Annotated in this window: 20 protein-coding genes; 9 read left to right on the top strand and 11 right to left on the bottom strand. The window is 60.8% G+C overall.

The features are described from left to right. Position 1: 1 nt before the first annotated feature. The gene (cyoB, locus tag AC13QY_RS27660; RefSeq protein ID WP_069610896.1) at positions 2–2,005 is read right to left on the bottom strand and encodes a cytochrome o ubiquinol oxidase subunit I; all 2,004 of its coding nucleotides are present in this window, start codon (positions 2,003–2,005) and stop codon (positions 2–4) included. A 47-nt stretch (positions 2,006–2,052) separates the two neighbouring features. After that, entirely contained in the window at positions 2,053–3,171 is a 1,119-nt protein-coding gene (cyoA, locus tag AC13QY_RS27655) for a ubiquinol oxidase subunit II (RefSeq protein WP_488494327.1), read from the bottom strand. Positions 3,172–3,563: 392 nt separating this feature from the next. Between cyoA and AC13QY_RS27650 the strand changes: the two genes are divergently transcribed. After that, positions 3,564–4,901, top strand: a complete 1,338-nt coding sequence (locus tag AC13QY_RS27650) for an MFS transporter (protein ID WP_069610898.1) — start codon at positions 3,564–3,566, stop codon at positions 4,899–4,901. A gap of 57 nt (positions 4,902–4,958) precedes the next feature. Here AC13QY_RS27650 and AC13QY_RS27645 read toward each other — a convergent pair whose 3' ends face one another. Continuing rightward, positions 4,959–5,663: an LrgB family protein gene (locus AC13QY_RS27645; RefSeq protein ID WP_488494326.1), complete on the bottom strand. Its 705-nt coding sequence runs from the start codon at positions 5,661–5,663 to the stop codon at positions 4,959–4,961. Further along, the gene (locus AC13QY_RS27640; RefSeq protein ID WP_488494325.1) at positions 5,650–6,057 is read right to left on the bottom strand and encodes a CidA/LrgA family protein; all 408 of its coding nucleotides are present in this window, start codon (positions 6,055–6,057) and stop codon (positions 5,650–5,652) included. The genes AC13QY_RS27645 and AC13QY_RS27640 overlap by 14 nt, the downstream gene beginning before the upstream one ends. Positions 6,058–6,155: 98 nt before the next feature. Between AC13QY_RS27640 and AC13QY_RS27635 the strand changes: the two genes are divergently transcribed. The 5 genes from AC13QY_RS27635 to AC13QY_RS27615 all read left to right on the top strand — a co-directional run bounded on the left by AC13QY_RS27635 (position 6,156) and on the right by AC13QY_RS27615 (position 12,357). Next, entirely contained in the window at positions 6,156–7,040 is an 885-nt protein-coding gene (locus tag AC13QY_RS27635; RefSeq protein WP_488494324.1) for a LysR family transcriptional regulator, read from the top strand. Positions 7,041–7,159: 119 nt separating this feature from the next. After that, a complete protein-coding gene (locus AC13QY_RS27630) occupies positions 7,160–8,176 on the top strand; it encodes an iron ABC transporter substrate-binding protein (protein ID WP_488494323.1) in 1,017 nt (338 codons plus the stop codon). 217 nt (positions 8,177–8,393) lie between these two features. Beyond that, the gene (locus tag AC13QY_RS27625; protein WP_488494338.1) at positions 8,394–9,941 is read left to right on the top strand and encodes an ABC transporter permease; all 1,548 of its coding nucleotides are present in this window, start codon (positions 8,394–8,396) and stop codon (positions 9,939–9,941) included. After that, on the top strand, positions 9,938–10,999 hold the full coding sequence (locus AC13QY_RS27620; protein WP_488494322.1) for an ABC transporter ATP-binding protein: 1,062 nt from the start codon (positions 9,938–9,940) through the stop codon (positions 10,997–10,999). The genes AC13QY_RS27625 and AC13QY_RS27620 overlap by 4 nt, the downstream gene beginning before the upstream one ends. 185 nt (positions 11,000–11,184) lie before the next feature. Beyond that, positions 11,185–12,357, top strand: a complete 1,173-nt coding sequence (locus AC13QY_RS27615; RefSeq protein ID WP_488494321.1) for a M20 aminoacylase family protein — start codon at positions 11,185–11,187, stop codon at positions 12,355–12,357. Between the two features lie 84 nt (positions 12,358–12,441). Here the strand turns inward: AC13QY_RS27615 and AC13QY_RS27610 are convergent, their stop codons facing one another. Further along, positions 12,442–13,365: a nucleoside hydrolase gene (locus tag AC13QY_RS27610; protein WP_488494320.1), complete on the bottom strand. Its 924-nt coding sequence runs from the start codon at positions 13,363–13,365 to the stop codon at positions 12,442–12,444. Between the two features lie 129 nt (positions 13,366–13,494). After that, complete coding sequence (locus AC13QY_RS27605) at positions 13,495–14,883, bottom strand: M20/M25/M40 family metallo-hydrolase (protein ID WP_488494319.1); 1,389 nt, start codon at positions 14,881–14,883, stop codon at positions 13,495–13,497. Between the two features lie 199 nt (positions 14,884–15,082). On the opposite strand from AC13QY_RS27605, the gene AC13QY_RS27600 reads away from it, so the two are divergent. Then, positions 15,083–17,425 (top strand): bifunctional diguanylate cyclase/phosphodiesterase, encoded by a 2,343-nt coding sequence (locus tag AC13QY_RS27600; protein WP_488494318.1) that lies wholly within the window; start codon positions 15,083–15,085, stop codon positions 17,423–17,425. A gap of 302 nt (positions 17,426–17,727) precedes the next feature. Here the strand turns inward: AC13QY_RS27600 and AC13QY_RS27595 are convergent, their stop codons facing one another. Next, positions 17,728–18,639 carry a LysR family transcriptional regulator gene (locus AC13QY_RS27595; RefSeq protein WP_488494317.1) on the bottom strand — a complete coding sequence of 304 codons (912 nt, stop codon included), beginning with the start codon at positions 18,637–18,639 and terminating at the stop codon, positions 17,728–17,730. Positions 18,640–18,805: 166 nt separating this feature from the next. Between AC13QY_RS27595 and AC13QY_RS27590 the strand changes: the two genes are divergently transcribed. Further along, positions 18,806–19,477, top strand: coding sequence for a glutathione S-transferase family protein (locus AC13QY_RS27590; RefSeq protein WP_488494316.1), 672 nt, complete (start codon positions 18,806–18,808; stop codon positions 19,475–19,477). A gap of 321 nt (positions 19,478–19,798) precedes the next feature. Here AC13QY_RS27590 and AC13QY_RS27585 read toward each other — a convergent pair whose 3' ends face one another. After that, complete coding sequence (locus tag AC13QY_RS27585; protein WP_113333869.1) at positions 19,799–20,215, bottom strand: MarR family winged helix-turn-helix transcriptional regulator; 417 nt, start codon at positions 20,213–20,215, stop codon at positions 19,799–19,801. Positions 20,216–20,752: 537 nt separating this feature from the next. Here AC13QY_RS27585 and polA point away from each other — a divergent pair. Beyond that, positions 20,753–23,755 carry a DNA polymerase I gene (gene polA, locus AC13QY_RS27580; protein WP_488494315.1) on the top strand — a complete coding sequence of 1,001 codons (3,003 nt, stop codon included), beginning with the start codon at positions 20,753–20,755 and terminating at the stop codon, positions 23,753–23,755. 284 nt (positions 23,756–24,039) lie between these two features. Here the strand turns inward: polA and phnN are convergent, their stop codons facing one another. From phnN to AC13QY_RS27565, 3 genes are read right to left on the bottom strand one after another with little or no spacing between them, the layout of a single operon-like run. Further along, positions 24,040–24,645, bottom strand: a complete 606-nt coding sequence (gene phnN, locus AC13QY_RS27575; protein WP_092714518.1) for a phosphonate metabolism protein/1,5-bisphosphokinase (PRPP-forming) PhnN — start codon at positions 24,643–24,645, stop codon at positions 24,040–24,042. Continuing rightward, complete coding sequence (locus AC13QY_RS27570; protein WP_092714520.1) at positions 24,642–25,781, bottom strand: alpha-D-ribose 1-methylphosphonate 5-triphosphate diphosphatase; 1,140 nt, start codon at positions 25,779–25,781, stop codon at positions 24,642–24,644. Before AC13QY_RS27570 ends, phnN begins: the two co-directional genes overlap by 4 nt. A gap of 10 nt (positions 25,782–25,791) precedes the next feature. Continuing rightward, positions 25,792–26,484: a DUF1045 domain-containing protein gene (locus AC13QY_RS27565; RefSeq protein WP_488494314.1), complete on the bottom strand. Its 693-nt coding sequence runs from the start codon at positions 26,482–26,484 to the stop codon at positions 25,792–25,794. Between the last annotated feature and the right edge of the window lie 137 nt (positions 26,485–26,621).

Here is a 26,621-nt window from a genome sequence, read left to right as displayed (position 1 = left end):
CTTACACCTGTCCTGCGAGCTGCTTCGTACGCTCGTTCTCGGTCTTAACGACCTCGTCGGCGGGGATGTGGTAGTCGCGCTTGTAGTTGAAGGTATGGCCGATCGTGATGACGATCATCGCGACGAAGGTGATGGCGGCAAGCCACCACATGTACCAGATCATCCCGAATGCGAAGCCGATGGAGAGAACGCCGAGTATGATGCCCGTGCCGGTGTTCTTCGGCATGTGGATCGGAATGAAGCCTTCGGTCGGCCTGACATAGCCGCGGTTCTTCATGTCCCACCACGCGTCATGATCGTAGACGATCGGCGTGAAGGCGAAGTTGTAGGCCGGCGGCGGCGACGAGGTGGACCATTCCAGCGTACGGCCGCCCCACGGGTCGCCGGTATGGTCGCGAAGCTCCTCGCGCTTCATGAAGCTGACGGCCAGCTGGATGAGGAAGCAGGCGATGCCGATGGCGATGAGACCGGCGCCGAAAGCGGCGATGATGAACCAGATCTGCAGCGACGGATCGTCGAACTGGCTGACGCGGCGCGTCACGCCCATCAGGCCGAGGATATAAAGCGGCATGAAGGCGAACCAGAAGCCGATCTGCCAGAACCAGAAGCTCATCTTGCCCCAGAACGGATCGAGCTTGAAGCCGAAGGCCTTCGGGAACCAGTAGTTGACGCCCGCGAACATGCCGAAGAGCACGCCGCCGATGATCACATTATGGAAGTGGGCGATCAGGAACAGCGAGTTGTGCAGCACGAAGTCCGCCGGCGGAACGGCAAGCATGACGCCGGTCATGCCGCCGATGGTGAAGGTCACCATGAACCCGACGGTCCACAGCATCGGCGGCTCGTAGCGGATGCGGCCGTGATACATCGTGAACAGCCAGTTGAAGAGCTTCGCGCCCGTCGGGATCGAAATGATCATCGTCGTGATGCCGAAGAAGGAGTTGACGCTGGCGCCCGAGCCCATCGTGAAGAAGTGGTGCAGCCAGACGAGGTAGGAGAGGATCATGATCACGCAGGTGGCGTAAACCATCGAGGCGTAGCCGAAGAGGCGCTTACCGCAGAAGGTGGCGACGACTTCCGAGAAGACGCCGAAGGCCGGCAGGATCAGGATGTAGACTTCCGGGTGGCCCCAGATCCAGATGAGGTTGACATACATCATCGGATTGCCGCCGAGATCGTTCGTGAAGAAGTTCGTACCGGCATAGCGGTCGAGGGTCAGCAGAGCGAGCGTGGCGGTCAGGATCGGGAAGGACGCAACGATCAGGATGTTGGTGCAGAGCGAGGTCCAGGTGAAAACGGGCATTTTCATGAAGGTCATGCCCGGCGCGCGCATCTTGACGATGGTGGCGATCAGGTTGATGCCCGAAAGCGTCGTTCCGATACCCGCGACCTGCAGGCCCCAGATATAATAATCGACGCCGACATCGGGACTATAGGCGATGCCGGAAAGCGGCGGATAGGCCAGCCAGCCGGTCTTGGCGAATTCGCCGATGAAGAGCGAGATCATGATGACGATCGCGCCCGCCGTCGTCATCCAGAACGAGAAGTTGTTCAGGAACGGAAAGGAAACGTCGCGGGCACCGATCTGCAGCGGCACGACGAGGTTCATCAGGCCGGTGACGAAGGGCATCGCCACGAAGAAGATCATGATGACGCCATGCGCCGTGAATATCTGGTCGTAGTGATGCGGCGGCAGATAACCTTCGGATCCGTTGAAGGCGATTGCCTGCTGCAGGCGCATCAGCAGCGCGTCGGAAAAGCCGCGCAGCAGCATGATCAGCGCCAGCACGACATACATGATGCCGATCTTCTTGTGGTCGATGCTGGTGAACCATTCCTTCCAGAGATAGCCCCAGAGGCGGAAATAGGTCAGCAGGCCGAGGACGGCGATGCCGCCGATGGCGACGCCGATGAAGGTCACGACGAGGATCGGCTCGTGATACGGGATCGAGTCGAGCGTCAGCCGACCGAAGATGAATTTATAGAGGTCCGGGTTGGAAAACATGGATTGCCTCTGTCCCTTATGAATGTCTTGTTATTGAGCGCACCGGATCAATGACCCTGATGCTGCGCCGAACCGGTCGACGAATCGGAAGAAGAGCCGTTGCCCATATCCATGCCCGGCATGGAGTTGTCGCCATGCTGCATGGTGTGGCCGGCGCCGCCGTCGGCCTTGACCGGCGTAACTTCGGCCGAGGCACCATCGCGATTGTCATAGATCAGGCGCTCGCGATTTTCGTGGCTTTCCTTGCCGCCGCCGCCCTTGGCGTCGATATGCATCATCTCGCTCATGCACATCTTGCTCGGATCGGCGCACATGTTGAGGATGGCGTTGTAGAGACCATCGTCGACGGCGTTGAAGTAGCGCACCGGCTCGCGTTCGCTGGGCTTGGCAAGCGCCAGATACTCCTGGCGGCCGAGCGCCGTGCCCTGGCTCTTTGCCTTCTGGACCCACTGGTCGAAACCGGCCTGATCCAAACCGTGGAACTTGAAGCGCATGTTCGAGAAGCCGGCGCCGCTATAGTTGGCCGACAGGCCCTGGAATTCGCCGGGATGATTGATGACGGCGTGGAGCTTCGTCTCCATGCCCGGCATGGCGTAGATCTGGCCTGCCAGCGCCGGGATGAAGAAGGAGTTCATCACCGAGGAGGCCGTGATCTTGAAGTTGATCGGGCGGTCGACGGGAGCCGCCATCTCATTGACGGCGGCGATGCCGTATTCCGGATAGAAGAAGAGCCATTTCCAGTCGAGCGCGACCACTTCCACCGTCAGCGGCTTGACGTCGGCGCTGAGCGGCTTGTCGGCGGCGATGCGATCGAGCGGGCGGTAGGGGTCGAGCTGATGGGTGCTGATCCAGGTCACCGCGCCGAGCGCGATGATGATGGCAAGCGGAGCGGACCAGATGACCAGCTCCAGACGTGTCGAATGATGCCACTCCGGCTCGTAGGTCGCTTCGTTGTTCGACTGGCGGTATCTCCAGGCGAAGAGCAGCGTCAGGAAGATCACCGGGATGATGATGATCAGCATCAGCACGACCGAGACGATGATGAGGTCTCGCTGCTGCATGGCGATATCGCCGGAGGGAGCCATCACCACCAGATTGCAACCTGAGAGCAGCAAAAACAAAGGGATGACGGATAAACGGCTGAAAATCTTCGATAGTCTTGGCACGTCTTAAAGCTCTTTTTGTTTCGACCCTACCGCGACTAAAGGACGGCGGTCATGAACGATATGAGGTGTTTCGTCGCACCGCAGCAAGCTTGAGTGCATTGCGGTATGGAATGCTGTCCCACGTATCGGGAAAACCCTCAGAAATCCAGAAGGTTTTCTATCAAGCAGTTCGCTTTTGCCGGCGCTAATATACCTGGATCGGAACAAATGGCCATCACCGGCGGTTTTTCTTCGTCCGGAACGCGGCGCCAAAGGCAGATAATGGCCCGACCGATTGCTAATTTGCGAATTATTTCATGCTGGATACTTGATATGTTCGCACGTTTGATCGACATTTTCATTACGCGCGAATTCGTGGAGGAATTCGTGCTCGGAGAGGGAGGCTCCCGCGCATGGTCAGCGTAACGCATGAATCACTGAACCCCACATCTTCAACTCTGGAGAGCGATGCCCGCAGCATGCATGCGGGGGGCTCGGTCGCACCCGGCAATATCGCCATCGGCGTGATCATTGGTCGCACGTCGGAATTCTTCGATTTCTTCGTCTATGCCATTGCATCCGTACTGGTCTTCCCGAAGCTCATCTTCCCCTTCGCCGACCCGCTGCATGGCACGATGCTTTCCTTCCTGGTCTTCGCGCTGGCCTTCATCGCCCGCCCGATCGGTTCGTTCATCTTCATGGCGATCGACCGGCGTTACGGGCGCGGGGTAAAACTCACGATCGCGCTGTTCCTGCTTGGCGGCTCGACGGCTGCGATGAGCTTCCTCCCTGGCTATTCGGAAGTCGGTGTCTACGCAATCATCCTGCTTGCCATTTTCCGCATCGGTCAGGGCCTTGCACTTGGTGGTGCATGGGACGGCTTGGCCTCGCTCCTGGCGCTTAACGCACCGACGAACCATCGTGGCTGGTATGCGATGATCCCGCAGCTCGGCGCCCCGATCGGCTTCATGCTGGCAAGTGCTCTGTTTGCCTATTTCGTCACGAGCCTCACGACGGCGGACTTCCTGGATTGGGGCTGGCGCTATCCCTTCTTCTGCGCCTTCGCCGTCAACGTCGTCGCGCTCTTTGCCCGTCTGCGCCTGGTCGCCACCGAGGAGTTCGGCACGCTCTTGGAGCGTCATGAACTCGAGCCCGTGAAGATGACGGAGCTGCTGCGCGTGCATGGCCGCGATGTCCTGATCGGCGCCTTCGTGCCGCTGGCAAGTTTTGCGACCTTCCACCTCGTGACCGTCTTCCCGCTCGGCTGGGTGACGCTTTACAGCGAGCAGACTCCCGGTTCGTTCCTGCTGGTGGAGTTCCTCGGCGCGATCTGCGGCATTCTCGCCATCATCTGTTCCGGTATGCTCGCCGACCGGATTGGCCGCCGCAATCAGCTCGCCATCGGCGCGGTGTTGATCGCCTGCTTCGCCTTCGTCGCACCCTGGCTGCTCGATGGCGGCGCGACTGGCCGCCACATCTACGTAGTTCTCGGCTTCACGCTGCTCGGCCTCTCCTTCGGTCAGGCGGCGGGCGCCAGCGCTTCCCGCTTCAGCCAGAACTATCGCTACAGCGGCTCGGCCCTTGTGTCGGATCTCTCCTGGCTGATCGGTGCCGGCTTCGCGCCATTCGTGGCGCTTGCCCTCTCCAGCCAGTTCGGCCTCGTCTATACCAGCCTCTATCTGCTGTCGGGCGTCGTCTGCACGCTGATCGCCATCTTCTTCAGCAAAACGCTGGAGACGCGGGACAACTAAGTCAGATTCGCGAAATGAAATAAGGCTGCGGCATGAAAGTGCCGTAGCCTTTTTCGTTCAGGCTGTATGCAGGAGCCACGCGATCAGCGGCGCCGCCAGCACATTCGTCACTCCTACAAGCACCATGACGAGACCGGCGATCGATCCTTCCTCGCGACCGATCTCATGCGCCTTGGCGACGCCGATGCCATGTGCCCCCATGCCGTAAAGCGCACCACGGGCCATGCCCGACTTCAGTGGCAGCAGCTTTAGCAGTGCCTGGCCGACCACGGCGCCGAACAGGCCGGTGATGACGACGAAGACGGCTGTCAGATTGGGGACGCCGCCGATATCGCCTGAAACCACCATGGCGAACGGCGTGCTGATCGAGCGCGGCATCAGGCTGAGCCGCAGGTTCCCATCGAGGCCGAGAAGGCTTGCAAGCCCCCAGGCCGAAACCATGGCCGTGGCGCTGCCGACGCTCACGCCGAACAGCAGGACCGGCCAATAGCGCTGGATGAGGCCGCGCTGTTCGTAGATCGGCACTGCAAAAGCCACTGTCGCCGGTCCGAGCAGCGCGAGCAGCCAGCGGCTGTCATGCATATAATCCTGGTAATTTGCGTGCAGTGCCAGTGCGAGCACGATCAAGATAGCAGGTGCCGCCACCAGCGGTGACAGCCAGAGCGAAGGCCGACGCCGATAGAGCGTCTTGGAAAGATAATAAAGTCCGATCGTCGCCAGCGGCCAGAACAGACCTGATGCCGCGGTTTCAATCGTGGGCATGGTGTGACGCTCCCTGACGCATCATCAGGCGGTAGCCAAAATCGATCGCTATCGCGGTAACGCCCATCACGATGATGGTCCCTGCGAAGATCACCGCAAGCACCTTCAGCCCGATGATGCCGATAAATTCGCCATGATCGAGCAAAGCCAGCACTGCCGGCACGAAGAACAAGAGCATTTCGGCGAGAAACCACTCCGCGCCACGCTTCATGCTTGCCAGCCTCACTTTGCCGCTCGCAAACAGTGCCAGCACCAGCAGCATGCCGGCGATGGCGCCGGGTATCGGTAGATGTGCTAGGCGGACAATGGCTTCGCCCGCTTGCCAGAAGGCAAGCAGCAGCAGGATCTGAGCGAGGCAGCTCAATTTCGGATGGTTCTTTGGGTCGATACGCATGGAAGGCTCGGGAAAATCTCTTGACCTGACAATAGGCGTTTCCGTTCCATGAAGAAAATGAATTGATTTCATAAAATCTAGTCCTATAAGGAATAGTTATGGAGCTTCGGACGTTGAAAGCCTTTGTCGAGGTGGTGCGCCAGGGCGGCTTTTCGGAAGCCGCCAAGGTGGTGTTCACTACGCAATCGGCCGTCAGCAAAGCCGTGCGCCAGCTGGAGGATGAGCTTGGCCTGCCGCTGCTCAACCGCATCGGCCATCGCGTGACCCTGACCGATGCTGGTGAGGTGGTCTATCGTCGGGCAATTGCGATCCTTGCCGGGCGCGACGATCTGCTGGCGGAATTGTCGGAGCTTCGTGGGCTCGCGCGCGGCGCCCTGCGGCTTGGCTTGCCGCCGATCGGCAATGATGCCCTCTTCGCTCCGGTGTTCGCCGTCTTCCGCAATCGTTATCCGGGCATAGAGATCAGACTGGTGGAGCAGGGCGCCAAGCGGCTCGAGGAAATGGTACTGGCCGATGAGGTCGATCTCGGCGCCTCGCTGCTGCCGATGCCCGATGTCTTCGAGTGGCAGACCGTGCGCTGCGAGCCGATGCATGTCCTCCTACCGTCGGCGCATCCGCTTGCCGGGCAGCAAACGGTGCCGCTGGCGGCACTCAAGGACAATCCCTTTCTCCTCTTCGAAACCGGCTTCGCGCTGAACGGCATCATTCTCGACGCCTGCCGCGCGGCTGGCTTTGTGCCTGACATTGCCGCGCGCTCAAGCCAGATCAATTTCATTGTCGAACTGGTCGCTGCGGGCCTCGGTGTAGGCTTCCTGCCGCGGCTGATTGCCGAACAGCGCCAGCGTTCGGGCATCGCCCATGCGCTTGTCGTCGAACCGGGCATGGAGTGGAACATGGCCTGGATCTGGCGGCGCGGCGGATATCTGTCGCATGCCGGTCGCGCCTGGCTCGACCTCGCTGCTGAGATAGCGGCGAAATCTTGACTCTATTCTCAAACTTTTGTGATAAGCGGGAACGACCGTAAACTTGAAATAAACGGTCAGGAAAAATATAGGCTATTCCATTGCCGCTGCAGGCGGTGGTTTCCAAGCGAGAGGACTTAATGACTTTTTCCTTTTCTCATCTCACCAGTGCGCTGGCGCTCGCCGCGGGCCTTGCGGTTGCTCCGATGATGGCGAATGCCGCCGATTCCGAAGGCATCGTCGTCTACAACGCTCAACATGAAGCGCTGACGCAGGCCTGGGCGGATGGCTTCACCAAGGAAACCGGCATCAAGGTCACGATCCGCAACGGTAGCGATATGCAGTTTGCCAACCAGATCGTCCAGGAAGGTGCTGCCTCTCCGGCAGACGTTTATCTGACGGAAAATTCCCCTGGCATGACGCTGGTCGATGCCAACAAGCTCTTCGCTCCCGTCGATGCCGCCACGCTCGCCCAGGTGCCGGAAACCTTCAAGGCTGCCGATGGCAACTGGGTCGGTGTCGCCGCGCGTTCCACCGTTTTCGCCTATGACAAGACCAAGCTGAAGGAAGCTGATCTGCCGAAATCGCTCCTCGATCTCGCCGATCCCAAGTGGAAGGGCCGCTGGGGCGCTTCGCCGGCCGGCGCCGATTTTCAGGCGATCGTCAGCGCACTTCTGGAACTGAAGGGCGAAGACGCGACCCGTGCCTGGCTGAAGGCGATGAAGGAAAATGCGAGCTTCTACAAGGGCAACAGTGTCGCGATGAAGGCCGTCAATGCCGGCGAGATCGAAGGCGCTGTCATCTATCACTATTACTGGTTCGGCGATCAGGCCAAGACCGGCGAAAACAGCAAGAATGTCTCGCTGCATTATTTCAAGAACCAGGATCCGGGCGCATTCGTCAGCATCTCCGGCGGCGGCGTCCTGGCATCCAGCCAGCATCGGAAGGAAGCGCAGGCTTTCTTGAAGTGGATCACCGGCAAGGGCGGTCAGGCCGTTCTGCGCGATGGCGATTCCTATGAATATGCCGTCGGCAACGGCGAAGCTTCCAATCCGAAGCTGGTGCCGATTCCCGACCTGCAGGCTCCAAAGATCGAGCCTTCGAAGCTGAATAGCAAGAAGGTCACCGATCTGATGACGGAAGCTGGTCTCATCTAAGGCGAAAGCCCGTCCCGCAGCGCCTTTCGCGCGCGTTCGGCCGGGCTTTGCTCTTGCATCGCAGTCGCATGCCCTGCTAGGGGCATGGGATGGCCTTTAAGGCCGACCGATCGGGCAATCGCCGTCAACGGCGGTTGCCTTCCTATTTCAGGGCGTGAAAGGCAGCTCGGATTTGCTGCAGAAAAACACATATGCCGGCGAGCCTGCCGCCATGCGAATGCCCCCGTTGACGGCTGCCCCCCGCAGCCGCGTCCGGCATGCCTCCGTCGTCGCCCTTGCTTCCGTCGTCGCGCTTCTGAGCCTCGTGCCGCTCGGCTTCATCGTCTGGATCACGATCGACACAGGCTGGGCCGAAGTCATAGCGCTCATCTTCCGCAATCGCGTCGGCGAGCTGCTCGTCAATACCGTCCTGCTCGAAGTCTGCACCATCCCTCTTTCCATCCTGCTGGCGGTCACGCTCGCCTGGCTGACGGAGCGCACCGATATTCCGGGCGCGCGCCTCTGGTCCTGGCTTGCGGCGGCACCGCTTGCCGTGCCCGCTTTCGTGCACAGCTATGCCTGGGTCAGCCTCGTGCCGAGCATGCGCGGGCTCTGGAGTGGCGTGCTGGTCTCGGTGCTCGCCTATTTTCCCTTCCTCTACCTGCCGGTCGCGGCCGCCCTGCGCCGGCTCGATCCGGCGATCGAGGATGCCGCCGCCTCGCTCGGCCTCGGCCCCTGGCGCGTTTTCTTCCGCGCAATCCTGCCGCAGCTTCGTCTCGCCATCTGCGGCGGCTCGCTGCTGATCGGCCTGCATCTCCTGGCGGAATACGGCCTCTACGTGATGATCCGCTTCGATACCTTCTCGACGGCGATCGTCGACCAGTTTCAGTCCGCCTATAACAGCCCGGCGGCAAACATGCTCGGCGGCGTGCTCGTCTTCTGCTGCCTGCTGCTGCTCGGCATCGAGGTGCTGGTGCGCGGCAACGAGCGTTATGCCCGCATCGGCTCGGGTGCCGCCCGCCCCGCCGATCGCCGTCGTCTCGGCTGGTTCGTCGTTCCCGCGGTCGCGCTGCCCATCGTTACCGCCGCATTGACGCTCGGTGTTCCCTTCGTCACCCTGGCCCGCTGGCTTTATCTTGGCGGTGCCGACGTCTGGCGGATCGATACGGTCGGCTCGGCCTTGCTGCAGACCATTCTTCTCGCGATCGCCGGAGGCCTTCTTGCCACGATTGCAGCAGCCCCCATGGCATGGTTGTCGGTGCGTGCGCCTGGCCGGCTGCAGCGCATTCTCGAAGCATGCCACTATTATGTCGGCTCGCTGCCGGGTGTCGTCGTCGCCCTGGCCCTGGTGTCGATCACCGTCCGGCTGATCCTGCCGCTCTACCAGACCTTTGCGACGCTGCTGCTCGCCTATGTGCTTCTGTTCCTGCCGCGTGCCATGGTCGGCCTGCGCGCCAGCATCGCCCAGGCGCCCGTCGAGCTTGAGCGTGCAGCCATGGCGCTCGGCCGCACGCCCGCGCAGGCCGTGCGGCAGATTACCATGCGGCTCGCGGCTCCCGGTTTTGCCGCGAGCGTGGCGCTCGTCGCGCTCGGCATCACCAACGAGCTGACCGCGACGCTGATGCTCTCTCCCAACGGCACAGAAACGCTGGCGACGAAATTCTGGTCGCTGACCAGCGAGATCGATTATGTTTCCGCAGCACCCTACGCCTTTATGATGGTCGTCCTGTCGCTGCCGCTCACCCTTCTTCTCTATGTGCAATCCAAGCGAACGGCCGGACAATGACCTTTCTGGCGATCAAGAACATCAGCAAGCGTTACGGCCCCGTGCAGGCGCTCGACAATATCGACCTCACGGTATCAGCCGGTAGCCGCACCGCCATCGTCGGCCCCTCCGGCTCTGGCAAGACGACGCTGCTGCGCATCATCGCCGGCTTCGAAACGCCCGATGCGGGCCAAGTGGTGCTGCAGAGCGAGACCCTGGCCGATGGCGAAGCCATCGTGCCGGCGCACCGCCGTGGCATCGGCATCGTCTCGCAGGACGGAGCCCTGTTTCCGCATCTGAGCGTATCGGAGAATATCGGTTTCGGCATGGAGCGTGGTGCGCGCGATCGCGATCAGCGCATCAATGCACTCATCGATATGGTCGAGCTCGATCGCGGCATGCTCGACCGCCGGCCGCATCAGCTTTCCGGCGGCCAGCAGCAGCGCGTCGCGCTTGCCCGAGCGCTCGGCCGCAAGCCGCGATTGATGCTGCTCGATGAACCCTTCTCGGCCCTCGATACAGGACTGCGCGAAAACATGCGCAAGGCCGTCGCCCGTGTCCTGCAGATCGCCGGTATCACCGCGGTCCTGGTGACGCATGATCAGGCGGAGGCGCTGTCCTTTGCCGATCAGGTTGCTGTCCTGCGCGAGGGCAGGCTCATACAGGCCGGCACGCCGCAGGCGCTCTATCTCAGTCCCAGAGATCGCGAGACCGCGCTCTTTCTCGGCGATGCCATCGTACTTTCGGCTGATCTCGACAAAGGGTCTGCCAAATGCGTCCTGGGACAGATTGCGGTCGATGCCGATAATCGGCAGGGACGCACCGACATCATGTTGCGGCCCGAGCAATTGCGCCTCGAGGCCATTGATGAGGCCGGAGCGGGAGCTGCCTGCATCGGCAAGGTGACGGAAATCGAATTCGGCGGTGCCGTCTGCGCCGTTACGGTCGTACTCTCCAATGCCAACGGCTCCGAAACCTTGAATATCAAGAGCTCCGGCGTCGGCCTGCCCGAGGTCGGCAGCATGGTTTCAGTGAGCGTCATCGGAAAGGCACATGTCTTCAACAAGCTCACGGCCTGAGCGTCATTTGGGTTGAAGCAGGCGATGCTTTCGGGAAGATAAAGCATGTCGCGCAAAAGTGTGCAGCGGTTTTGCGACAACGACCTGCGTCAAATCAAGGTCCTAAAGCGCAAGAAGCGAATCTGAAAGATCTCGGTGCGCTTTAGGCACGCCATCATCATGCCCCATGCCGAAGGAACCTCCCCATGTCTTTTCCCGGCGAGATCGAACCGGATCTTCCTTTCCTCACCTCGCTTCGCCGCAATCTTCATGCCCATCCCGAACTCGGCTTCGAGGAGGAGCGTACCAGCGGCATCGTCGCCACTTTGCTGGAGGAAGCAGGGCTGACGGTGCATCGCGGCCTCGGCAAGACCGGTGTCGTCGGCACGCTACAGGTCGGCAATGGCACGCGTCGCATCGGCCTTCGCGCCGATATGGACGCACTCGCCATGCCTGAAAAGGGCAATCGCCCGTATAAATCCACCATTCCGGGCAAGATGCATGCCTGCGGGCATGATGGCCATACAACTATGCTGCTCGGTGCCGCTCGTCATCTGGCGGCTACGCGCAGCTTTTCCGGCACGGTGCATTTCATCTTCCAGCCGGCCGAAGAAGGCCGAGGCGGTGCCAAGCGCATGGTGGACGAAGGCCTTTTCGATCTCTTTCCCTGCGACGCCGTTTACGGGTTGCACAATATGCCCGGTCTCGCGGTCGACGAGATGGCCGTTGTCGAAGGGCCGCAGCTTGCCTCATCGGACAGCTGGCGCATCACCTTCCGCGGCACCGGCACCCACGGCGCCAAGCCGCATCTCGGCAAGGACCCGATCACGGCGGCGGCAACCTTCATTTCCGCGCTGCAAACCATTGTCGGCCGCGTCGTCGATCCGCTGCAGCCAGCCGTCGTCAGCGCCTGCTCGCTACAGGCGGGCGACCCCAAGGCGCTAAATGTGATACCAGATACGGTCGAGATCGGCGGCACCGCGCGCGCCTATACGCCTGAGGTCCGCGATCAGCTGGAAGAGGAGATCGGTCGTCTGGCGCAGGGGACTGCAGCCATGTTCAACATTGCCGTCGACTATCAATTCGAGCGCCGCATCCCGCCCGTCGTCAACGATGCCGATGCCACGGCGCGGGCGCTGAAAGCTGCGACGACTGTTTTCGGCGAGAATGTGCTGACCCGCTTTCCGCCATCGACAGCCGGCGACGATTTCGCCTTTTTCGGCCAGAACGCCCCCGGCTGCTATGTCTGGCTCGGCAATGGCCCCGCCGTTGACGGTGCCCTGCATCACAATACCGCCTATGATTTCAACGACGAGGCGATCGCCTCCGGCGTGGCCTTCTGGACGACACTGGTCGAGCAGGAATTGAGAGAGCAGTGAGACGATTCTCAACGTGCCTCATTGCAGTACATCCTGTATCACCGCAGCTTGAGAGTTTGAGATACGATATTTCTCCGTCACTTCTCAGCGGCCGGCTTCCCGCATCAGCGCATCGAAGACGATCCGGCGCGCCCTTTCCGCGTCTATCTCCGCGGCGAAATGCGCATTGAATTGCCCATGCGAGGCCCGCGTTTCGACGACGGTGCGCCCGCGCGTATGCTGCCCCTGCAGTTCCGCGTCGATCCGAGCATGCCGAAGGGTAGCGATGTCAGGTTCGACGAAAATGGCGGCCGCTGTTGGATCGTAGATCGCCATGGCCGGTCTGCCGCGGCTGACGGCGATGTTGATGTAGCCTTCCAGCAGGTCTGCAAGCAGCTGCGCCTTTTCTCCGGCTATCTTCCGGATATGGGTGACATCTTCCGGCCAAGCCAGCACCTTGCGGCAGATATCGAGATCGACCATACGCAATGGCAGGCCATGCGCAAGGACGATCCCAAGCGCCTCCGGATCGGCAAAGGCATTGAATTCCGCCGACGCCGTGTGGTTGCCCGAGGTGACGCCGCCACCCATCCAGGTCAACTCGTCGATGCGGGCGGCGAGATCCGGCCGTGCCAGCGCCAGCGCCGCGATGTTCGTAAGCGGTCCGAGCGCCAGGATGCGCTTCTGGCTGTTTCCCTCGGAGAGCCAATTGCTGAGGGCGTCAAAGGCATCGCTCGCCGGAAGCGGGTTGGCCGGCGGCAGGCTTCTGCCCGCAGTGGGAATGCCACTCTGGCCGAGAATGCCTTGCGCCGTTTCCAGCCTACAAAGCACTGGCAGCTCGCGGCCGGTATGCATCGGAAAGTTCCAGTTGAAGACGGTGGCAGCACTCGCCGCATTGGCCTGCACCTGCGAGAGCGGAGCATTGCCGCTGACAAGCGAAACGCCATCGATGACAAGATCCGAATGCGCCACCACCACGATGGCGGCGATGTCATCGAATCCCATATCGGTATCGATCCAGATTCCCATGTCTTATCTCATCGGCGGTATGAATTGACGCGACGACCGTCTCGGCCCGTCGCTTCGAATGACGGCATCCCTTGCCATCCGGCGGGATGGTCGCGGGGCGCGCAAGGACGCGCACCCGCCGCAGATGGCTTAGCTGGCGAGCGCGTCGAGGATGCGGATCCAGGAGCGGATGCCCTTGTGATAGGAGCGCAGCTCGTATTTCTCGTTCGGCGAATGGATGCGATCGTCGGAGAGGCCAAAGCCGACCAGCAGCGATTCCATGCCGAGCATCCTTTGGAAGTCGCCGACGATCGGGATCGAGCCGCCTTCGCCGACAACGATAGCGGGCTTCGGCCACTCGTTGGAAAGTGCCGTCTTGGCCTTGCTCAGCACCGGCGAGTCGTAGGAAAGCTGGATGGCCGGCGAGCCGCCATGCTCATGGAATTCCACCGAGCAATCCCCAGGGATCTTCGAGCGTACATAGGCGCGGAAGTTCTCGCGGATCGCCGCCGGGTTCTGCTGGCCGACCAGGCGGAAGGAGACCTTCGCCGATGCTTTGGCAGCGATCACGGTCTTGAAACCGGCGCCGGTATAGCCGCCGGTGATGCCGTTGACTTCCGCGGTCGGCCGCGCCCAGATCAATTCCATCACCGAACGGCCCTTTTCTCCCGAGGGAATGGACAGGCCGACCTCGCCGAGGAATTTTTCCGTCGTCATCCCGAGCGTTTCCCAGGAGGCCTTGATATTAGCCGGCGTTTCCTCGACGCCGTCATAGAAGCCGTCGAGCGTTACGCGCCCGGTCTCGTCATGCAGGCCGGCGAGAATATCGGAGAGGATGTGGATCGGATTAGCAGCGGCACCGCCGAACATGCCCGAGTGCAGGTCGCGGTCGGCGGCGTTAATGATGATCTCCTCGCCGACGAGGCCGCGCAGGCTGGCCGAGATGGACGGCGTTTCACCATCCCACATGCCGGTATCGCAGACGAGGGCGAAATCCGCCTTCAGCTCGGCGGCATTGGCTTCGAGGAAGGGCTTGAGCGAGGGCGAGCCGGATTCCTCTTCGCCTTCGAAGAGGATGGTGATGCGCACCGGCAGTGCGCCCCTGGTTTCCTTATAGGCGCGCACCGCTTCGACGAAGGTCATCAACTGCCCCTTGTCGTCGGACGTGCCGCGGCCGGTCAGGACCTTGCGGCCATTGCCCAGGTCCTTGATTTCCGGAGCGAATGGGTCGCTTTCCCAAAGCTCGAGCGGATCGACGGGCTGCACGTCATAGTGGCCGTAGAACAGCACATGCGGCGCATCTGCGCTGCCGGCATCGTGATGGGCGACCACCATCGGATGGCCGGACGTATCGCGCAGGGAGGCCTTGAAGCCGATCGAGTTCAGGTAGGTGACGAGCCATTCCGCCGCCTTGCGGCATTCCGCCTTGTAGTCCGGATCGGTCGAGATGGACTTGATGCGCAGCAGTTCGAAGAGATTGTCGAGGCTGGAAGGGAGGTTCTGATCGGCGCGGTCGAGAACGGGCGATAGATCGGTCATATCCGACTCCTTACATGAGATTTGGATGGACGATAGACCAAAGCCCGCCGGGTTTCGAGGCGTTAAAACTGAAAATTTACCGTAGCTTGCGTCTTTCGATCGAGGCGCGCTCTTATGTGATTAGTTGCGCATGTAGTTTACAAGTTTTTTAGATTATTAGAAATAACGTCAATCCAGAAGCGTATTCTGGAGACGCGTAATGTTTTCAGTGATTGCATGTATTCGTGACGATCATGACTTCAGGCTTATTATTGTAGCGGCGATCATCTGCCTTATCGGCAGTCTTGCCACCATGCTCCTTTTTTCGCGTGCGCAGGAATGCCAGTCGCATCAGCGCCGCTATTGGATTGTTGCTGCGGCTTTTGCCAGCGGTGTCGGCATCTGGGCAACGCATTTCATCGCCATGCTCGCCTATCAGAGCAGTCTTCCGATCTCATATGGCGTTTCACTGACGGTGCTTTCCGTGGTCTTTGCCATCGTCGGCTCATGGCTCGCGATTGCCGTTGCCTTCGAATGGGATAATCGCGTTTCCTTTGCGGTCGGCGGCATGCTGATGGCGTTTGGAATAGCCGCCATGCATTTTACGGGAATGCAGGCCGTCGAGGCCTCGGCAGAACTCTCCTTCGATATACCGCGCGTCGTCGCTTCCGTCGCCATCGGTGGCGTCTTCTCCTCACTGGCTTTCCTGGTGTTTCGCAGTCTTCATGGCTTCAGGCGCATCATGGCTGGCGCTCTTCTGCTGCTGCTTGCGATTTGCTCCCTGCATTTCACCGCGATGAGCGGCGTCACGCTGACGCCCGAAGTGACCCTGCCGGGTGCTGCCCTCGCCATGGATCGAAGCATCCTTGCCGGCATCGTCATGGCTGCCGCGATGGGGCTGATCCTCATCGCTCTCGGCGCCATCTTCATTGATCGTCATTTGACCGACCTCCGGGGTTTCGCCAATGCTTCGCTGGAAGGGCTGCTCATCGTCCGCGACGGTCGGGTGATCGATGCGAACGAGCGGTTCTTCGCCATTTCCGGCTGGTCGGCGCAGCAGGTGATCGGTGTCGCGCCGGATGTCTTTCTGAGCATCGACATGGATATCCATACCGAAGCCGCCATTCCGCTGGAAACAACGCTGTCGGGGTGCGATGGCAAGGCGATCCCCGTCGAGACCGTGCGGCGCTCCATCACCTATCGCGGCCACGAATGCAGCGTGCTTGTCGTGCGCGACCTGACCGAGCGTCGCCAGGCGCAGCAGATGATCGAGCACCTGGCCCATCACGATATATTGACGGATCTGCCCAATCGCTCGCTATTCGATCAGCGCATGCGCCAGGCACTGCAGATGGTGAACCGCAGGGGCGGCGAAGTCGCGATCTTCTGCCTGGACCTCGACCGCTTCAAGGCGATCAATGACGTTTTCGGTCACGCCGAAGGAGACCGTATCCTCTGCAAGGTCGCCGGCATCCTGCAGCGCGCAATCGAGGATGGCGATACGGTGGCAAGGCTTGGCGGCGATGAGTTTGCCATCATCCAGCCGAAGCGCCGGCAGCCCGAGGGAGCAACCCGCCTTGCCGAGCGCATTCTCGCCGAATTCGGCATGGAGATGGATACGGCGCGCGATCCGACGGCTGTCGGCGTCAGCATCGGCATCGCCATCTATCCGCGTGACGGCACCGGCGCAGAGCAGCTTTACGCCAATGCGGATATGGCGCTTTATCGCGCCAAGCATGCGGGCCGTGGCCATGCCTGCTTCTTCGATGCGGAAATGGACAAGGCCGTGCGCACGCGCCGTCAGCTAGAGAACGATCTGCGCCAGGCCATTCTCCGCCGTCAGCTCTTTCTGGAATATCAGCCGATCTACGATGTCGGCAGCGACAGCGTCAGCGGCTATGAGGCGCTGTTGCGCTGGGCGCATCCGGATCGCGGCGTGATCGACCCGGAGACGTTTATTCCCATTGCCGAGGAAAGCGGATCGATTGTCGCGATCGGCGAATGGGTGCTGCAGCAGGCATGCCAGGAGGCGACGCGCTGGAGCGAGCCCGCGAATGTCGCGGTCAATCTCTCACCACTGCAATTCATGGTCCCGACCCTTTACGACCAGATCGAACGGATCCTGCGCAAAACCGGCCTCGATCCGCAGCGCCTCGAACTGGAGATCACAGAGGCTGCCCTGATGCGCGAGCGCACGGCTGTCATCGCGACCCTGCAGCGGCTGCATCGCCTCGGTGTGCGCGTGGTCATGGATGATTTCGGCACCGGCTTTTCCTCGCTTAGCAATCTGCGCGCCTTCCCCTTCGACAAGATCAAGGTCGACCGCAGCTTCACCGGCGCCCTCGAACACGATCCGGCAGCACGCTCGATCGTCCGCGCCATCATCGGCCTCGGCCACAGCCTGAACATGCCTGTCGTCACGGAAGGTGTGGAAACGGAAACCCAGCGTCGCATCGTCATCGAGGAAGGCTGCGCTCAGCTTCAGGGAATATTCTTCGGCAGGCCGGATGTCGGACCCAGCCAACACCAAGCTGCGCTGGATAAGGTGGCCGGACGGGGCTAGGGCTTTTTGCCGCTTTGACGCGTGTAGCAATTTCATGCAATCCCAGGCAGAAAACCGTTGCGCCCTTCCATGGGGTTGCATCGCGGCGCAAATGCAATCAACATGTTTAGGCGGTAAAAGTCGGCGAAACCCTCCATACTGAGAATAGCCACAAGTACGGCCATGCGACCGCTGTCTTGTTGCTGCGCAGCGGGATAGTCGCCAATGATCGATTGGACCAATGATCGACTGGACCGACGACAAAGGCCCGTTCAGCGTCCTCCTGCGCAGAGCCAACCCGGAGCCGTCCGCTCCATGACGGGTTAGCCATTATCTATCCTTAATTCCGGTTCCTCGGCGCAAATCGCAGCGAGGAAATCAATAAATTGCCGTACTCGGGAAGGCATGCGCCGTCCGGCAACGGTAACGGCGTTGATCGGAAAGGGCGGCGGCGCATGCTGGTGCAAAATTCGCACAACCTCGCCGGAGGCCAGCACATCCGTGAACAGCCAACTTGCGTGGTGGGCGATGCCGAGGCCCGCGAGGACCGCGCCGCGGACATGCTCTGCGTCGTTCGTACGGAAAGCTCCCCCACCGTCGACCGTGACCTGCCGGCCGTCCACTTGGAAACCCCACCCAATAATATCGCCCTGGTAGACATAGCTGATACGCTGGTGGATGCGTAGTTCGTCCAACGTTTGCGGCGTGCCGTGTTGGGCAAGATACCCGGCGGAGGCCAGGGTTATCATACGCATGTCGCCGATGCGTCGGGCGATCAGCGCTGAATCCGAAAGCCGACCGATGCGGATCGCAACGTCTATTCCCTCCTCGATGAGGTCAACGTGCCGTCCGGAGACTTCCATCTCGATGGTAACATCAGGGAAACGGTTCCTGAAATCCGCTAGCCGGGGGATAACGAACATCCTCCCGAATGCTGGCGAGAGCGTCACGCGGACCAGCCCTGAGGGGGCCGATTGCCCTTCGAGGATTCTCTCCTCGACGGAGTCGAGATCTTGAAGGATACGGACGGTGGCTTCGTAATAATCCTGTCCTGCGGGCGTTACGGCAAGGGCGCGCGAACTTCTCGCAAGTAGCTGTGTCCCGAGTCGCGCTTCGAGCGCAGCGAGCTGTTTGCTGACCGTCGGCTGGCTGACGTTCAGGTCCCGCGCTGCCTGCGAAAAGCTTCCGCTTTCGACGACGCGCACGAACATCCGCATCGCATCTAGCTTATCCATCACCTGTATCCCGACCCGTCGCGCAGCCACCGCTGTGCAGCCACCACTGTGATGAATTCGAATAGAGAATAGATGACATTCGTCAAGCGCCAATTCCATTCGCAAAGAGAATATGAAAATTGACGTTCGACCGCCCGATCACGGGCCTGAACCGAAAGGAACAGTTATGACAATCAAGATCTATGGTGATGCGGGCTCGGGCAGCTTGCGTCGCGTGACCACCGCTGCAAAAATCATGGGCGTTGAACTCGAACGCGTTAAAGTTGACCTCTTCAAAGGCGAGAGCCAGACCGTCGAGTTCAAATCGCGCCTCAATCCCCACGGTCTGACGCCGGTTCTGGAGGATGGGGACACCATTCTCTGGGAAGCTTCTGCGATCAACCTTTATCTCGCTGGCAAGGTGGATTCGTCGCTGGTCGGAACCACGCAGGACGAGCGCTTCCAAGTACTTCAGTGGATGTTCTGGTCGGGCGAACAGTGGCGCACCTTCACCACCACCATCTTCGATGAGCGTGTGGGGAAGACGGTCATGGGCGTACCGAAGGACGAGTCCCTCATCAAATTTGCCGAGGGTAAGATCCGCGCTGCAGCGAAGGTACTCGACCGGCATCTTGAAGACCGTGAGTTCATGGTTGGCAATGCGCTGACCTTCGCTGATATCGATATCGCGGCTCCGTTCTCCCAGGTCGATCGTGCGAAGTTTCCGTTCAAAGAATATCCAAACCTTATCGCTTGGCACGACAATCTTCTGCAGTCGTTCCCAGCGTGGGCGGAGACGAAGGCTGAGGTTGACAACCGTATGGAAAGCTTCCTGGCGAGCGTCGGCCTGAAACTATAATTTCTGCCCCTCCTGTCTGGCCGGGGCGCGCGTGAAGGTGATACGCGCTGGCGGCAATCGATGATCTTGTATGCTGATCGGCTGCGTTGCCTAGCTCACTATGTCGGCGCCGTCCCGGTGATCCCGGCACAACCGCAAGGCAACCATCCGCTAAGATAAGCGGCGCTTCCGTGCTCGGCATCTCATTGAGAACGCCTTCCGCAGCCTCAGGGGCTTCGGCCGCGTCGCTGCCGGCTATGGCAAACTCGCCACCAACTTCCGCTCAGGCTTGGCACTCGCCACCGCCTTGGCCCTCTAGCTGGCTCTGAATTAGTCTAGGCCCTAGAGCTGCTTGGCATTCTCCAGCACACGCCGGATATATTCCAGCAGCAGTTCGCGCTCGAATTGACGAAAGTCTTTGAGGAGATCCGTGTCCGCGGCCATGGCGGCTTCGATCGCTTCCGCCTGCATGGCTGCGGCCTTGTTCGTCAGGAAGACCAGTTGCGCCCGCTTGTCCGAAGGATGCGGGCGGCGTTCCACCAATCCGTCCCGTTCCATGCGCGACAGCGTATTGGCCATTGTCGCCTGTTCGATGTCGACCCTATCGAGCAGCTGTTTCTGCGTGAGCCCATCCTCGGACCACAATTCCAGCAGGATTGGAAACTGACCGGGGGAAAAGCCGAGCTTCGCCGCGCGTTGTTGTAGCGAGCGAGCGAATCCCTTTGCCATCTGACTGGCAAGGTAGGCGGCGGAGTCCATCCGATTAAATCCCATGATTGCAAATATGCCGACAATTCAAGGTCAAGACAATCGGCAATTATTTAGGTAGAGACCCCTGAAATCAGCAACTTCAGCCGATTTTTTCACGTTCACTGGTTGTATTTTTTGCATGAAAAAGCCGCCATGGCCTGGAGGGGACACCATGGCGGCTCTCGAAAGGGGGACAAAGGCCCGGAGAGGGGATAGGCCTTTGTCCAAGTCTGACATGGCGGGGGACAGGCCGGTTGCCAGACCCGCGGCGTATCAATCGCCGGTGAGTATGATTTGAGGTTTCGAATGTGGTTTTTCAAGGGAATGCGCAGATTAGATTGATTAAAAGTTAGTAACGTTTCGGTGAGAGATTTGGCCTTCCCACCAAAGTAATTCCAGGAAAAGTGTATCGCGGTTTTCCGTCCGGAATTGCGTAAAAACAAAAGATAAAGCGTTTGCGCGATTTGAAGAAAAGCGGAAGCGTTCTAGCCTGCAAAACTGAAGTTTATATGGACGTTGGAGGTGCGTCACGCTATCCATGCTTCCATGAAAAAAGGTGATCATCTCTTCCTCGTCGACGGCTCCGGTTTCATATTCCGGGCCTTTCACGCCCTGCCGCCGCTGACGCGCAAGTCCGACGGATTACCCGTCGGCGCCGTCTCGGGTTTCTGCAACATGCTGTGGAAGCTTTTGACTTCGGCGCGCGACACCTCCGTCGGGGTGACGCCGACCCATTTCGCCGTCATCTTCGACTATTCGTCGAAGACCTTCCGCAAGGACATCTTCCCGGAATACAAGGCCAATCGCTCGGCGCCGCCGGAAGAGCTGATCCCGCAATTCGGCCTCATCCGTGAGGCGACCCGCGCCTTCAATCTGCCCTGTATCGAGACCGACGGCTTCGAGGCCGACGACATCATCGCCACCTATGCCCGACAGGCGGAGGCAGCCGGCTCCGATGTGACCATCATCTCGTCCGACAAGGACCTGATGCAGCTCGTCACGCCAATGGTCCACATGTATGACAGCATGAAGGACAAGCAGATCGGCATTCCCGATGTCATCGAGAAATGGGGCGTGCCACCGGAAAAGATGATCGATCTGCAGGCCATGACCGGCGATTCGGTCGACAACGTGCCGGGCATACCCGGCATCGGCCCGAAGACCGCGGCGCAACTGCTGGAAGAATTCGGCGACCTCGACACGCTGCTTGCCCGCGCCGACGAAATCAAGCAGCAGAAGCGCCGCGAAAACATCATCGCCAATGCCGAGCTTGCTCGCATATCCCGCCAGCTGGTGACGCTCAGGACCGATGTGCCGCTGGAGCTTGATCTCGATGCGCTGGTGCTGGAGCCGCAGAACGGCCCGAAGCTGATCGGCTTCCTGAAGGCGATGGAATTCACCTCGCTGACGCGCCGCGTTGCGGATGCCTGCGATTGCGATCCCGCGGCGATCGAGCCCGCCGTCGTCAAAGTCGAACTGGGTGAGAGTGCGCACGGCCCCGATCTCGACGCCGGCGAAAATGCCGAGCTTGTTGCAGGCAGCGAGGTTACGGCCGAGGGAGCCTCCGTTCCGGCACCGGCGGTAAAGCCGCGCCTGGCCGTCGAGGGGCTGACGGAACCGGCCGCACTTGCCAACGCAAGGGCGGCAAGCTTCGCCACTGCTCCGATCGATCATTCAAAATATGTGACCATTCGCGATATTGCCACCCTCGATCAATGGATCGCGGATGCGCGCGAGACCGGCATCGTCGCCTTCGATACCGAAACGACGTCGCTCGATGTCATGCAGGCCGAAATCGTCGGTTTCTCGCTGGCGGTCGCTGATAACCGCAATGATCCCACGGGCAGCTCCATCCGTGCCGCCTATGTCCCGCTTGCCCACAAGACCGGTGTAGGCGATCTGCTCGGCGGCGGCCTGGCCGATAATCAGATTCCGCTGCGCGATGCTCTTGCGAGGTTGAAGGACCTTTTGGAGGATACCTCCATCCTGAAGATCGCGCAGAACCTCAAATACGACTATCTGCTGATGAAGCGCTACGGCATCGAGACCAAGGCGTTCGATGACACGATGCTGCTCTCCTATGTGCTCGATGGCGGCTCCAACGCCACGCATGGCATGGACAGCCTCTCCGAGCGCTGGCTCGGCCACAAGCCGATCGCCTACAAGGACGTTGCCGGCAGCGGCAAATCCAATGTCACCTTCGATCTCGTCGATATCGACCGCGCCACCGCCTATGCCGCCGAGGATGCCGATGTGACGCTGCGCCTGTGGCTGGTGCTGAAACCACGACTTGCAGCAGAAAAACTTTCGGCCGTCTACGAGCGGTTGGAGCGGCCTCTCGTGCCGGTGCTTGCGCATATGGAAGAGCGTGGCATCACCATCGACCGGCAGATCCTGTCGCGCCTTTCGGGCGAGCTGGCGCAGGGTGCCGCCGCTCTCGAGGACGAGATCTATACGCTCGCCGGCGAGCGCTTCAACATCGGCTCTCCGAAGCAGCTTGGCGACATCCTCTTCGGCAAGATGGGACTGGCCGGCGGCAGCAAGACGAAGACCGGGCAATGGTCGACCTCGGCACAGGTGCTGGAGGATCTGGCGGCGGCCGGCTTCGAACTGCCGCGCAAGATCGTCGACTGGCGTCAGCTCACCAAGCTGAAATCGACCTATACCGATGCTCTGCCGGGCTACGTCCATCCCGAGACGAAGCGCGTGCACACATCCTATTCGCTGGCCTCGACTACCACGGGGCGTCTGTCGTCCTCCGAGCCGAACCTGCAGAATATTCCGGTGCGCACGGCGGAAGGCCGCAAGATCCGCACGGCCTTCATCTCGACGCCCGGTCACAAGCTGGTTTCCGCCGACTACAGCCAGATCGAACTGCGCGTGCTGGCGCATGTCGCCAATATCCCGCAGCTCAAGCAGGCTTTCGAAGACGGCATCGACATTCACGCGATGACGGCGTCGGAAATGTTCGGCGTTCCGGTCGAGGGCATGCCGAGCGAAGTTCGCCGCCGCGCCAAGGCGATCAACTTCGGCATCATCTACGGCATCTCAGCTTTCGGTCTTGCCAACCAGCTGTCGATCGAACGTTCGGAAGCCGGCGATTACATCAAGAAGTATTTCGAGCGCTTCCCCGGCATCCGGGACTACATGGACGGTGCCAAGCAGGCCGCGCGCGACAAGGGTTATGTCGAGACGATTTTCGGCCGCCGCATCCATTTCCCGGAAATCCGCTCCTCCAACCCCTCCGTCCGTGCCTTCAACGAGCGCGCCTCGATCAACGCTCCGATCCAAGGGTCTGCGGCAGACGTCATTCGCCGCGCCATGATCAAGATGGAGCCGGCGCTGGCTTCAGCCGGGCTCGGTGATCGCGTGCGCATGCTGCTGCAGGTGCACGACGAACTGATCTTCGAAGTCGAGGATGCCGATGTCGAACGCACGACGCCGATCATCGTCTCGGTCATGGAAAATGCCGCCATGCCGGCGGTCGATATGGCCGTGCCGCTGAAGGTCGATGCCCGCGCCGCAAACAATTGGGATGAGGCCCACTGAGGCTCTCAATCCCGACCTCCTGAGCTTATCGAAGGGGCGGGCGGGAAAGCAAAATCAGTATTTAGCCGCAAGGCTAAGTGCTAGATTTTGCAAGGGCGGGGGCGGACAGGGGCAAGCTGAACCCTGAGACGATTTACGCAAGAAAAGGCCCCTCTCTTGCAATTTCAATGGCTTAGAAATTGCGCCAAGCTCCGGAGTATGCGGAGCCTTCGGTATCGCAATTTCTAAGCCATTGAAATTGCTTTCTCGCCCGCCAGGGGCGAGATTGGGCGGCTTCAGCGCTCTTACTTCCGGACCAACGCTTCCAGCACGGAAATGATCGCGCGTTCCGCCTCTTCGAGCGTGCCGCTGTTGTCGATATCGGCGACGTCGTAGCTGCCCTGAACGGTCAGGGAGCTTCTTTCCAGCCGCTTCAGCACGTCCTCGCGGCTTTCGCGTCCGCGCGCCATCAGCCGTTCGGCAAGCACGTCGCGTGACGCCGTGATGTTGATGACCTTCAGACGCGGGAATGCAGCCTGGAAATGATGCAGCGCCGAGCGCGAGCCATTGGCGATGACCAGATTGCCTCGCGCAAGTTCAGCGAAGATATCGGCTGGGATGCCGTATTTCAGCCCATGCGCCTCCCAGGACACGGCAAAGGCGCCAGTCTTCTCCATCGCATCGAAGTCGGCATCGGAAACGCTTCTGTGATCTTCGTTGCCGGCCTCGCCATCGCGGGTGATGACGCGGCGGACGAAGTGAATATCGGGCCGGCCGGCGAAATGCCGGGCAGCCAGGTTCATCAGCGTATCCTTGCCGGCACCGCTCGGGCCGACGACAACAGCCAACGTGCCCGAAGCGGCATCCGACAAGCCGTCATGAGCCGGCTTGGTGTTGGCGTCCGCGCTCATGCGACCCGCCGTCCTTCCCGCCAGACCGACCGCGTGACCGGCACGCCGTGGTCGCGGCGAACGCGCACGAGATCGGCGCGCAGGCCTTCGGCAATGCGGCCGCGGTCGTTCAGGCTGACGGTTCTTGCAGGCGTCGCCGTCACCATCGCAATCGCCTGCGGCAGCGAGATGCCCTCGACTTCATCTGCCAGGATGAAGGGCGCGTGCAGCAGGCTGAGCGGCACGTAATCGGAGGAAAGAACATCGAGTACGCCAAGCTCGGCAAGATCGCGAGCGGCGATATTGCCCGAATGCGACTTGCCGCGCACGATGTTCGGCGCGCCCATCAGCACGCTCATGCCGGCGCCATGCGAAGCCTTTGCGGCTTCGACGCTGGTCGGGAATTCGGCGAGGCGAACGCCATAGTGGATGGCTTCGTCGACATGGGCAAGCGTCGCGTCGTCGTGGCTGGCGACGGTGATGCCGCGCTCGGCGCAGACCTTGGCGATCGCGTCGCGGTTCGGTGTGGCGTACTTTGCCGATTCTTCCTGCCGCTTGGCGACGAAACGAGCAAAGACCTCATCGCTCAGGCCGCGCTTCTTCTGGTAGTAGAAGATGTACTGATCCATGGTCTGGAACTGGCGCTGGCCCGGCGCATGGTCCATCAGCGAGACCAGACGGACGTAAGCATCCTTCTCGAAATCCTGGAAGTGATCTAGAACGTTGTCGGAGGAGACTTCGCAGCGCAGGTGGATCAGGTGGTCGGCGCGCAGGCGGTCTTCGCGCTGGGCTGCCTGAATGGCGTCGGCCATGTCGCGCATCTCGCCCTTTTCGAAACCGCCATCCTCGTCCGAGCCCATGCGCAGGCAGTCGAACACCGTGGTGATGCCTGATGTGACGACCTGGGCGTCATGGGCCTGGATGGCAGCCGTCTTGTTCCAGCGCACGCCTGGGCGCGGGGAGTAATGCGCTTCCAGATGGTCGGTATGCAGCTCGACCAGACCGGGAATCACAAAGTCACCCTCGAAATCCTCGCCGACCGCGGACTTGCCCTCGGAAATGGCGGCGATGCGACCGTCGCGGATCAGCACGGAGCCTTCCACGATCTGGTCTTCGAGGACGATGCGGGCGTTGGAAAGGACGGTTTCTTTGGTCATGTCAGGTCTTTCACTTTGAAGCGCCGGTCAGCGGCAGCCAGGAACGGACGGTAAAGGGAGCACCGCGCTCATCTTCCGCGAAGATCGCGAGGCCGGAAATGTCGAGCGGCTTGCCTGTATGCTCGGCGAAGCGCTCGGCGAGGATTGCCTGCAATTCGGGCTGACGCTCGGAGGGCACACGTCCCGTCAGCGTCATGTGGAAGCGGAACTCGTCGTTGACGTAAGGATAGCCCCAGCGCAGCAGGTTGGCGCGCTGTGGTTCTGTCAGGCCCTCCGGCTTGCGCCGGGCAATATCATGGTCCGAAAGCGGCGCGCGGAGCGGTTCGAAGGTCTTGACCACGCGCGAGGCGAAATCCTGCAGCGGCTGGTAAAGCGAGCCGGGCACAAGCGCGAAGAAATGGCCGAGCTGGCCAAGCACAAGCTCGGGAATGGTGAAGGCCTTGGTCTGCGCGGCGAATTCCGCGGCAACCTCGAGAAGGTCGCGCTCGGTCACCGAGGCGGCGAGCTCGAAGGGTGCCTTCAGTGTGGCATGGAAACCGTAGCGGCGCGGATCGTCCGTCAGTTCGGCATGGCCTTCAGGCACGGGTCCCATGGCTTTGTCGGAAAAAATCTCATTGGAAAATGCATCGCGGCCCAGCCAGCGGGCGGCAAGCGACGTCAACGGATCGTCTTTGGGCGGTGTGAAATAGAGAGCATAGCGCAAGGCTGCATTCCTTGGAAAAATCGGCTGCGCGGGACACTGTTGGGTGATTTGCGACAAACCGCAAGAGCAGCAAGGCAGCAACGATTCGAATCCGGCTAAAGCCGGCTTGACCGTTACGGTCTTGCCGGCCTGCGCTA

It is taken from the genome of Martinezella sp. CNPSo 3795 (genome assembly GCF_057784475.1).
The sequence above is the reverse complement of the archived record's forward strand: the minus strand, read 5'-3'. Positions and strand labels throughout refer to the sequence as shown.

Coding starts and splice junctions, on each gene's coding strand:
- AC13QY_RS27635 (WP_488494324.1), top strand. CDS start 6,156: ATGGAGCTTCGGACGTTGAAAGCCTTTGTCGAGGTGGTGCGCCAGGGC.
- AC13QY_RS27590 (WP_488494316.1), top strand. CDS start 18,806: ATGACAATCAAGATCTATGGTGATGCGGGCTCGGGCAGCTTGCGTCGC.
- AC13QY_RS27640 (WP_488494325.1), bottom strand. CDS start 6,057: ATGCGTATCGACCCAAAGAACCATCCGAAATTGAGCTGCCTCGCTCAG.
- AC13QY_RS27625 (WP_488494338.1), top strand. CDS start 8,394: ATGCCCCCGTTGACGGCTGCCCCCCGCAGCCGCGTCCGGCATGCCTCC.
- AC13QY_RS27645 (WP_488494326.1), bottom strand. CDS start 5,663: ATGCCCACGATTGAAACCGCGGCATCAGGTCTGTTCTGGCCGCTGGCG.
- AC13QY_RS27630 (WP_488494323.1), top strand. CDS start 7,160: ATGACTTTTTCCTTTTCTCATCTCACCAGTGCGCTGGCGCTCGCCGCG.
- AC13QY_RS27605 (WP_488494319.1), bottom strand. CDS start 14,883: ATGACCGATCTATCGCCCGTTCTCGACCGCGCCGATCAGAACCTCCCT.
- AC13QY_RS27595 (WP_488494317.1), bottom strand. CDS start 18,639: ATGGATAAGCTAGATGCGATGCGGATGTTCGTGCGCGTCGTCGAAAGC.
- AC13QY_RS27615 (WP_488494321.1), top strand. CDS start 11,185: ATGTCTTTTCCCGGCGAGATCGAACCGGATCTTCCTTTCCTCACCTCG.
- AC13QY_RS27620 (WP_488494322.1), top strand. CDS start 9,938: ATGACCTTTCTGGCGATCAAGAACATCAGCAAGCGTTACGGCCCCGTG.
- polA (WP_488494315.1), top strand. CDS start 20,753: ATGAAAAAAGGTGATCATCTCTTCCTCGTCGACGGCTCCGGTTTCATA.
- AC13QY_RS27610 (WP_488494320.1), bottom strand. CDS start 13,365: ATGGGAATCTGGATCGATACCGATATGGGATTCGATGACATCGCCGCC.
- cyoB (WP_069610896.1), bottom strand. CDS start 2,005: ATGTTTTCCAACCCGGACCTCTATAAATTCATCTTCGGTCGGCTGACG.
- AC13QY_RS27650 (WP_069610898.1), top strand. CDS start 3,564: ATGGTCAGCGTAACGCATGAATCACTGAACCCCACATCTTCAACTCTG.
- AC13QY_RS27570 (WP_092714520.1), bottom strand. CDS start 25,781: ATGACCAAAGAAACCGTCCTTTCCAACGCCCGCATCGTCCTCGAAGAC.
- AC13QY_RS27600 (WP_488494318.1), top strand. CDS start 15,083: ATGTTTTCAGTGATTGCATGTATTCGTGACGATCATGACTTCAGGCTT.
- phnN (WP_092714518.1), bottom strand. CDS start 24,645: ATGAGCGCGGACGCCAACACCAAGCCGGCTCATGACGGCTTGTCGGAT.
- AC13QY_RS27585 (WP_113333869.1), bottom strand. CDS start 20,215: ATGGACTCCGCCGCCTACCTTGCCAGTCAGATGGCAAAGGGATTCGCT.